General features: G+C 63.9%; 8 protein-coding genes, 1 tRNA gene and 1 pseudogene. All 10 read left to right on the top strand.

The window, feature by feature from the left end:
• On the top strand, positions 1 to 319 hold a 319-nt coding region (locus AC1DYI_RS19205; RefSeq protein WP_477205730.1), incomplete at its 5' end, for an EF-Tu C-terminal domain-related protein.
• 30 nt (positions 320 to 349) lie between these two features.
• Positions 350 to 425, top strand: a tRNA-Trp gene (locus tag AC1DYI_RS19200).
• A 218-nt stretch (positions 426 to 643) separates the two neighbouring features.
• Positions 644 to 1,030: a preprotein translocase subunit SecE gene (gene secE / locus AC1DYI_RS19195; protein ID WP_477205729.1), complete on the top strand. Its 387-nt coding sequence runs from the start codon at positions 644 to 646 to the stop codon at positions 1,028 to 1,030.
• 29 nt (positions 1,031 to 1,059) lie between these two features.
• Positions 1,060 to 1,641, top strand: coding sequence for a transcription termination/antitermination protein NusG (nusG, locus tag AC1DYI_RS19190; protein ID WP_477205728.1), 582 nt, complete (start codon positions 1,060 to 1,062; stop codon positions 1,639 to 1,641).
• Between the two features lie 116 nt (positions 1,642 to 1,757).
• A complete protein-coding gene (rplK, locus tag AC1DYI_RS19185) occupies positions 1,758 to 2,189 on the top strand; it encodes a 50S ribosomal protein L11 (RefSeq protein ID WP_477205727.1) in 432 nt (143 codons plus the stop codon).
• Positions 2,189 to 2,899, top strand: a complete 711-nt coding sequence (rplA, locus tag AC1DYI_RS19180; RefSeq protein WP_477205726.1) for a 50S ribosomal protein L1 — start codon at positions 2,189 to 2,191, stop codon at positions 2,897 to 2,899. Before rplK ends, rplA begins: the two co-directional genes overlap by 1 nt.
• Positions 2,900 to 3,211: 312 nt before the next feature.
• Positions 3,212 to 3,739 carry a 50S ribosomal protein L10 gene (rplJ, locus tag AC1DYI_RS19175; protein WP_477205725.1) on the top strand — a complete coding sequence of 176 codons (528 nt, stop codon included), beginning with the start codon at positions 3,212 to 3,214 and terminating at the stop codon, positions 3,737 to 3,739.
• A 56-nt stretch (positions 3,740 to 3,795) separates the two neighbouring features.
• A complete protein-coding gene (rplL, locus tag AC1DYI_RS19170; protein WP_477205724.1) occupies positions 3,796 to 4,173 on the top strand; it encodes a 50S ribosomal protein L7/L12 in 378 nt (125 codons plus the stop codon).
• 268 nt (positions 4,174 to 4,441) lie between these two features.
• Positions 4,442 to 8,563, top strand: a complete 4,122-nt coding sequence (gene rpoB, locus AC1DYI_RS19165) for a DNA-directed RNA polymerase subunit beta (RefSeq protein WP_477205723.1) — start codon at positions 4,442 to 4,444, stop codon at positions 8,561 to 8,563.
• A gap of 12 nt (positions 8,564 to 8,575) precedes the next feature.
• A pseudogene (locus AC1DYI_RS19160) lies at positions 8,576 to 9,314 on the top strand (DNA-directed RNA polymerase subunit beta'); the annotation flags it as partial.

The raw sequence follows: 9,314 nt of genomic DNA, 5'->3' as shown, positions 1-9,314 counted from the left end.
CGGCCAAGTGCTGTGCAAGCCGGGCAGCGTCAAGCCGCACACCCACTTCACGGCCGAGATCTACGTGCTGTCGAAGGAAGAGGGCGGCCGCCACACGCCGTTCTTCAACAACTACCGCCCGCAGTTCTACTTCCGCACGACGGACGTGACCGGCGCGGTGGAGCTGCCCAAGGACAAGGAAATGGTCATGCCTGGCGACAACGTCAGCATCACCGTCAAGCTGATCGCCCCGATCGCGATGGAAGAGGGCCTGCGCTTCGCCATCCGTGAAGGTGGCCGCACCGTCGGCGCCGGCGTCGTCGCCAAGATCATCGAGTAAGCAACCGCCAACGTACAAACGAAAGGCCAGAGGGGTATAGCTCAATTGGCAGAGCGTCGGTCTCCAAAACCGAAGGTTGTAGGTTCGATTCCTACTGCCCCTGCCAAACCCGGTGCCCACCCTTGAGGGGCTGGCATCGAGTTTGACGCAGTCAGGTGAGTTGCCCGCAGGGCTCCCCGCCTGGCCCGAGAAGCCCGAAAAAGGCAGCCCGCAGGTGCGAAAAACGCCGGCGGGCTTTGCTGCTGATGGGGCTGCGATGTCTGCGGCCTGTGACAGCACAGTGAACCAAGCGCCCGCTGAACGGATCTGTCTGAAGTGAAAGCAATGTCCACCCAACCTCAAGTGCAAACCGTGACCACCGCGGCCGACAAGGCCAAGCTGTTGGCCGCGGCGGCGCTGCTCATCGGCTCGCTGGTGGCCTTCTACCTGCTGGGCCAGAAGGACATGTGGCTGCGCGTGGTCGTGCTGCTGATCGGCGTGGCCGCGTCGGTGGGTGTGTACTTCAGCTCCGAAAGCGGGCGCCAGCTGATCGCCTACGGGCGCGAGTCGGTGCGCGAAGTCAAGAAGGTCGTCTGGCCGACGCGCAAGGAAGCCGGGCAGATGACCGGCTACGTGTTTGCCTTCGTCATCGTGATGGCACTGTTCCTGTGGGTCACCGACAAGACCCTGGAATGGGCGCTGTATGACCTGATCCTGGGCTGGAAGCGCTGAACGCCGAACTGAACGAGGGTCACCAAAGCATGAGCGAACACGCCGCCACCGACACGAACACCGGCGCCGCCGCCCCGAGCGGCCAGCGTTGGTACGTCGTGCACGCCTACTCCGGCATGGAAAAGGCCGTTGAGCGCAACCTGYGCGAGCGCATTGACCGCGCCGGCATGCAGGCCAAGTTCGGCCGCATCCTGGTGCCGACCGAAGAAGTCGTCGAGCTGAAGAACGGCAAGAAGGCCGTCACCGAGCGCCGCTTCTTCCCCGGCTACGTGCTGGTCGAGATGCTGATGGACGACGAGACCTGGCACCTGGTCAAGCACACCAGCAAGGTCACTGGCTTCGTCGGCGGCGCGCGCAACCGCCCGGCCCCGATCTCGGAAGCCGAAGTGATGAAGATCGTCAACCAGATGCAAGAAGGCATCGAGAAGCCCCGGCCGAAGGTCGAGTGGGTGGTGGGCGAGCTGGTGCGGGTCAAGGAAGGCCCGTTCACCGACTTCAACGGCGCGATCGAAGAAGTCAACTACGAGAAGTCCAAGGTCCGCGTGTCGGTCACCATCTTCGGCCGCGCCACGCCGGTCGAGCTGGATTTCTCTCAAGTCGAAAAAGTTTGAGTTTTCGGCTGCTGGCGCGCCCGACCCGGCGCCGGCGGCTTTGTCACCACCGGGTCGTTTGACGAGGAGCTGGATGGGCCTGTCGCCCTGAAAGCGTTGGAACTCGAGGAGCCATCATGGCAAAGAAAATCGTCGGCTTTATCAAGCTGCAAGTGCCGGCCGGCAAGGCCAACCCGTCGCCCCCGATCGGCCCCGCGCTGGGTCAGCGTGGCCTGAACATCATGGAGTTCTGCAAGTCGTTCAACGCGCAGACCCAAGGCATGGAACCGGGCCTGATGCTCCCGGTGGTGATCACCGCCTTCGCCGACAAGTCCTTCACCTTCATCATGAAGTCGCCCCCGGCGACCGTGCTGATCAAGAAGGCCATCGGTCTGGGCAAGGGCTCGGACAAGGCGCACCTGAACAAGGTCGGCAAGATCACCCGCGCTCAGCTGGAAGACATCGCCAAGGCCAAGATGAAGGACCTGAACGCCGCTGATCTCGATGGCGCGGTGAAGATCATTGCCGGTTCCGCCCGTTCGATGGGTGTGATCGTGGAGGGCGTGTGATGGCCAAGCTGACCAAGAAAGCCAAGACCTTGCAAGGCAAGGTCGACAGCCTGAAGCTGTACCCGATCGCCGACGCGCTGACGCTCGTCAAGAGCTGCGCCACCGCCAAGTTCGATGAATCCATCGACGTGGCCGTGCAACTGGGCATCGACGCCAAGAAGTCGGACCAGGTCGTGCGTGGCGCCGTCGTGCTGCCCAACGGCACCGGCAAGACCAAGCGCGTCGCCGTGTTCGCCCAAGGCGCCAAGGCTGAAGAAGCCAAGGCCGCCGGCGCCGACGTGGTTGGTATGGAAGACCTGGCCGAACAGGTCAAGGCCGGCAACATCAACTTCGACGTCGTGATCGCTTCGCCGGACACGATGCGCGTGGTCGGTACGCTGGGTCAGATCCTGGGCCCGCGCGGCCTGATGCCGAACCCGAAGGTCGGCACCGTGACGCCCGACGTCGCCACTGCGGTGAAGAACGCCAAGGCCGGTCAGGTGCAGTTCCGCGTCGACAAGGCCGGCATCATCCACGGCACGATTGGCCGCCGCTCGTTCGACGACGCCAAGCTGATCGGCAACCTGGCTGCTCTGCTGGAAGCGCTGAACAAGCACAAGCCGGCGTCGAGCAAGGGCGTCTACCTGCGCAAGGTCGCCGTCTCGTCGACGATGGGCATTGGCGCACGTGTCGAAATCGCTTCGGTGACGCTGGCGCCTGCCGCCGCCTGAGCCGGACATTGAACAAAGGGCTGGCGCGGCTGTCTTGACGCGCCGACAAGCCCGATGAATTGGTGGGCTGCCGCCCGTTCCCACGGGAGCGAGCGGCGGGCCATCCAAGACCGCTGGCGATGCCGCGACTGTCGGTCGTGGCGCCTTAATGAAGACCCCGGTCTTCGCCAGCGCAGATGGCGTCCCCGCCGTGACGAAAGAGGTTTTGTGTGTTGTGCATGGAGCATCGTTCGGAAGCGGCAAGGTCGCTGCAACCCGTTGTGCCGGGTGGGCCGTTCGGCCTGTTCGGCACGTCACTGTGAGGAGTAGACCTTGAGTCTCAACCGCAACGAGAAGGCGGCCGTGATCGAGGGCGTGTCGGCGCAAGCTGCCAAGTCCCAGACCCTGGCGATGGCCGAGTACCGTGGCCTCACCGTCGAGAACTTGAACAAGCTGCGCGTCGACGCGCGGTCCAAGGGTGTGTACCTTCACGTGCTGAAGAACACCCTGGCCCGTCGCGCCGTCGCCGGCACGCCGTTCGAGGTCGCGTCGGAGAGCATGGTCGGCCCGCTGATCTACGGCTTTTCCGAAGACGCCGTCGCCGCGGCCAAAGTCATTGCCGACTTTGCCAAGAGCAACGACAAGCTGGTCATCAAGGCTGGCGCCTACGCCGGCAAGGTCCTGGACGTCAATGGCGTCAAGGCCCTGGCTGCGATTCCCAGCAAGGAAGTGCTGCTGTCGCAGATCGCTGGCTTGCTGAAGTCGCCGGTGCAGCGCACCGCCGCCGTGCTGGCCGCACTGGCCGAGAAGAAGGGTGGCGGTGCCGAAGCGGCCGCTCCCGTCGAAGCCGCTGCCGCCTGATCGGCCACGTCTTCCATCCACATCACTGAATCACTGAAATCATCGAGGTAACTCAAATGGCATTCGATAAAGACGCCTTCCTGACCGCCCTGGACAGCATGTCCGTCATGGAACTGAACGACCTGGTCAAGGCGATCGAAGAAAAGTTCGGCGTGTCCGCCGCGTCGATGGCCGCTCCGGCCGCTGGTGGCGGCGGTGCCGCTGCTGCTGCGGTCGAAGAGAAGACCGAATTCAACGTCGTGCTGCTCGAAGCCGGCTCGAACAAGGTCGGCACCATCAAGGCCGTGCGCGAACTGACGGGCCTGGGCCTGAAGGAAGCCAAGGACCTGGTCGACGGCGCTCCGAAGAACGTCAAGGAAGCCGTTGCCAAGGCCGACGCCGAAGCCGCTGTCAAGAAGCTGGTCGAAGCCGGCGCCAAGGCCGAAATCAAGTAAGCCCAAGTCTCTCGGGGTGCAGCCGCTCGCGGCCGCACCCGGGAGAACAGCGCCAAGCGGAGGCCTTGAAGGCCTGGCGCTTGGCAGTGTTCTCTGATCCGACTGCAGAAGAACAGGTTTGGTCGGGCTCCGGTGCAATGCCGGGGTTGTCCGCCAGCGGCTGGTAGTGGCCAGCCACCAAGCTTTCAGGCGCAAGGCCTGCGAGAGCCAGTCGTCCCGAGGAGGTGCGTGCAACCGGCCGGCGCGCACCCTCACCACGGAGTCTTCAATGGCGCAAGCAACCCCCTACAGCTATACCGAGCGCAAGCGTATCCGCAAGAGCTTTGGTAAGCGTGAGAGCGTTCTCAACGTCCCGTATCTGCTGACCATGCAGCGGGAATCCTACGTCGCCTTCCTTCAAAAGGATGTGCCACCGCAACAGCGCAAGCCCGAGGGCCTGCAGGCGGCCTTCCTGTCCGCGTTCCCGATTGTTTCGCACAACGGGTTCGTGGAAATGAAGTTCATCGAATTCAACATCGCTCGCCCCGCGTTCGACACGCGCGAGTGCCAGCAGCGTGGCCTGACCTACGCCGCCGCCGTGCGCGCGAAGCTGCAGATGATCATCTACGACCGTGAATCGCACCCCGCGAAGGTCGTCAAGGAGATCAAGGAGCAAGAGGTCTACATGGGCGAAGTTCCGCTCATGACCGACTACGGCTCGTTCATCGTCAATGGCACCGAGCGTGTCATCGTCAGCCAGCTGCACCGCTCGCCTGGCGTGTTCTTCGAGCACGACAAGGGCAAGACCCACTCGTCGGGCAAGTTGCTGTTCTCGGCCCGGATCATCCCTTACCGCGGCTCGTGGCTGGACTTCGAGTTCGACCCGAAGGACATCCTGTACTTCCGTGTCGACCGCCGCCGCAAGATGCCGGTGACGATCCTGCTGAAGGCCATCGGCCTGAACCCGGAAGCGATCCTCGCGCACTTCTTCGACAACGACACCTTCCGTCTGATGGACACCGGCGCGCAGCTGGAGTTCGTGCCGGACCGCCTGAAGGGCGAAGTCGCTCGCTTTGACATCACCGACAAGTCGGGCAATGTCGTGGTCGAGAAGGACAAGCGCATCACCGCACGCCACGCGCGCCAGCTCGAGCAATCGGGCACCAACCACATCTCGGTGCCGGAAGACTTCCTGGTCGGCCGCACGGTGGCGCGCAACATGGTCGACCCGGAAACGGGCGAGATCATCGCCAAGGCCAACGACGAGCTGACCGAAGCGCTGCTGAAGAAGCTGCGCGCCGCCGGCATCAAGGACCTGCCCTGCTTGTTCACCAACGAGCTGGACCAGGGCGCCTACATCAGCCAGACGCTGGGCCTGGACGAAACGGCCGATCAGCTGGCCGCACGCGTTGCAATCTACCGCATGATGCGCCCCGGCGAGCCGCCGACCGAAGACGCTGTCGAAGCGCTGTTCGGCCGCTTGTTCTACAACCCGGACACCTACGACCTGTCGCGCGTCGGCCGGATGAAGTTCAACGCCCGCGTGGGCCGCGACGTGCCGGAAGGCCCGATGACGCTGTCCAACGAGGACATCCTTGACGTGGTCAAGATCCTCGTCGAACTGCGCAACGGCCGCGGCGAAGTCGATGACATCGACCACCTGGGCAATCGCCGCGTGCGCTGCGTGGGCGAGCTGGCCGAAAACCAGTACCGCTCGGGCCTGGCCCGGATCGAGAAGGCCGTCAAGGAACGCCTCGGCCAAGCCGAGACCGAAGCCTTGATGCCGCATGACCTGATCAACTCCAAGCCGATCTCTGCGGCGCTGAAGGAGTTCTTCGGTGCGTCGCAGCTGTCGCAGTTCATGGACCAGACCAACCCGCTGTCCGAGATCACGCACAAGCGTCGCGTCTCGGCCCTGGGCCCGGGTGGTCTGACACGCGAGCGCGCCGGCTTCGAAGTGCGCGACGTGCACCCGACCCACTACGGCCGCGTCTGCCCGATCGAAACGCCTGAAGGCCCGAACATCGGCCTGATCAACTCGCTGGCGCTGTACGCACAGCTGAACGAGTACGGCTTCCTCGAGACGCCGTACCGTCGCGTGGCCGACGGCAAGGTGACGATGCAGATCGACTACCTGTCGGCGATCGAAGAAGGCAAGTACGTCATCGCCCAGGCGAACGCCTCGCTGGGTGTCGACGGCGCGCTGGTCGACGAGCTGGTGTCGGCGCGTGAAAACGGCGAATCGGTGCTGACCTCGCCCGAGCGCATCCAGTACATGGACGTGGCGCCGACGCAGATCGTGTCGGTCGCGGCCTCGCTGGTGCCGTTCCTCGAGCACGACGACGCGAACCGCGCGCTGATGGGCGCGAACATGCAGCGTCAGGCCGTGCCGGTGCTGCGCCCCGAGAAGGCGCTGGTGGGTACCGGTGTCGAACGCGTCGCCGCGGTCGACTCGGGCACCGTGGTGACGGCGCGCCGCGGCGGTGTGGTCGACTATGTCGACACCAACCGCGTGGTGATCCGTGTCAACGACGACGAAACCGTGGCCGGTGAAGTTGGCGTCGACATCTACAACCTGATCAAGTACCAACGTTCCAACCAGAACACCAACATCCACCAGCGCGCCATCGTCAAGCGTGGCGACAAGGTGGCTTCGGGTGACGTGGTGGCTGACGGCGCGTCGACCGACCTGGGCGAGCTCGCGCTCGGCCAGAACATGCTGGTCGCGTTCATGCCGTGGAACGGCTACAACTTCGAAGACTCGATCCTGATCAGCGAACGCGTCGTGGCCGAAGACCGCTACACCTCGATCCACATCGAGGAACTGGTGGTCAAGGCGCGCGACACCAAGCTGGGCGCCGAGGAAATCACGCGCGACATCCCGAACCTGTCCGAGCAGCAACTGGCTCGCCTGGACGAATCGGGCATCGTCTACATCGGCGCCGAGGTGAATCCCGGCGACGTGCTGGTCGGCAAGGTCACGCCCAAGGGCGAAACCACGCTGACGCCGGAAGAAAAGCTGCTGCGCGCGATCTTCGGCGAGAAGGCCTCCGACGTGAAGGACACCTCGCTACGTGTCGACCAGGGCACCTCGGGCACCGTGATCGATGTGCAGGTCTTCACCCGTGAAGGCATCCAGCGCGACAAGCGCGCCCAGCAGATCATCGACGACGAGCTGAAGCGCTTCCGCCTGGACCTGAACGACCAACTGCGCATCGTCGAAGCCGACGCGTTCGACCGGATCGAGAAGCTGCTGAATGGCAAGATCGCCAACGGCGGCCCGCAGAAGATCGCCAAGGGCACCGTCATCGACAAGGCCTACCTGTCGTCGATCGACAAGTACCACTGGTTCGATGTGCGCCCGGCCGAAGACGAAGTGGCCAACCAGCTCGAGTCGATCAAGAACTCGCTCGAGCAGACGCGCCACGGCTTCGACCTGAACTTCGAAGAGAAGCGCAAGAAGCTGACGCAAGGCGACGAGCTCGAAGCCGGCGTGCTGAAGATGGTCAAGGTCTACCTGGCCGTCAAGCGCCGCCTGCAGCCTGGCGACAAGATGGCCGGCCGCCACGGCAACAAGGGTGTGGTGTCGAAGATCGTTCCGATCGAAGACATGCCCTACATGGCCGACGGCACGCCGTGCGACATCGTGCTGAACCCGCTGGGCGTGCCTTCGCGCATGAACGTGGGCCAGGTGCTGGAAGTCCACCTGGGCTGGGCCGGCAAGGGCATCGGCCAGCGTCTGGGCGACATGCTGCAGCAGCAATCGGCGGTGGCCGAGCTGCGCAAGTTCATGGACGAGCTGTACAACAAGTCCGGTGGCAAGACCGAGCGCCTGGGTGACCTGACCGACAAGGAAGTTGTCGAGATGGCCCAGGAGCTGACGAAGGGCGTGCCCTTCGCGACGCCGGTGTTCGATGGTGCGGCGGAAGAAGAAATCCGCGGCATGCTCAAGCTCGCCTACCCGGACGACATCGCCGCCCGCAAGGGCCTGACCGCGACGCGGACCCAGGCCACGCTGCACGACGGCCGCTCCGGCGAAGCCTTCGAGCGCCCGGTGACCGTGGGCTACATGCACGTGCTGAAGCTGCACCACTTGGTGGACGACAAGATGCACGCCCGCTCGACCGGCCCGTACTCGCTCGTCACCCAGCAGCCGCTGGGCGGCAAGGCGCAGTTCGGCGGCCAGCGTTTCGGCGAAATGGAAGTCTGGGCCCTGGAAGCCTACGGCGCGTCTTACGTGCTGCAGGAAATGCTGACCGTCAAGTCCGACGACGTGAACGGTCGCACCAAGGTCTACGAGAACATCGTCAAGGGCGAGCACGCCATCGACGCCGGCATGCCGGAGTCGTTCAACGTGCTGGTGAAGGAAATTCGTTCGCTCGGCATCGACATCGAGCTCGAGCGTAACTAAAGGAGAAAAGGCATGAAGGGATTACTCGACCTTTTCAAGCAGTTCACCCCGGACGAACACTTCGACGCGATCAGGATCGGGCTCGCCAGCCCGGAAAAGATCCGCTCGTGGTCGTTCGGCGAGGTGAAGAAGCCCGAGACCATCAACTACCGGACTTTCAAGCCCGAGCGTGATGGCCTGTTCTGCGCCAAGATCTTCGGCCCGATCAAGGACTACGAGTGCCTGTGCGGCAAGTACAAGCGCCTGAAGCACCGCGGTGTCATCTGCGAAAAGTGCGGCGTTGAAGTCACGCAGACCAAGGTGCGTCGCGAGCGCATGGGYCACATCGACCTGGCCGCRCCCTGCGCSCACATCTGGTTCCTGAAGTCGCTGCCGTCGCGTCTGGGCCTGGTGCTCGACATGACGCTGCGCGACATCGAGCGCGTGCTGTACTTCGAAGCCTACGTGATCGTCGACCCCGGCATGACCCCGCTGAAGAAGTTCGGGATCATGAGCGAGGACGACTACGAGGCCAAGCGCACCGAGTTCGGTGACGAGTTCATCGCGCTGATGGGCGCCGAGGGCATCAAGAAGCTGCTCGAAGAGATGGACCTCGACGTCGAGATCGAGAAGCTGCGCGGCGACATGACCGGCTCTGAGCTGAAGGTCAAGAAGAACTCCAAGCGCCTGAAGGTGATGGAGGCCTTCAAGAAGTCGGGCATCAAGCCGCACTGGATGGTGATGGACGTGCTGCCGGTGCTGCCGCCGGACC

It is taken from the genome of Ideonella sp. P3_A4 (genome assembly GCF_056403075.1).
The sequence above is the reverse complement of the archived record's forward strand: the minus strand, read 5'-3'. Positions and strand labels throughout refer to the sequence as shown.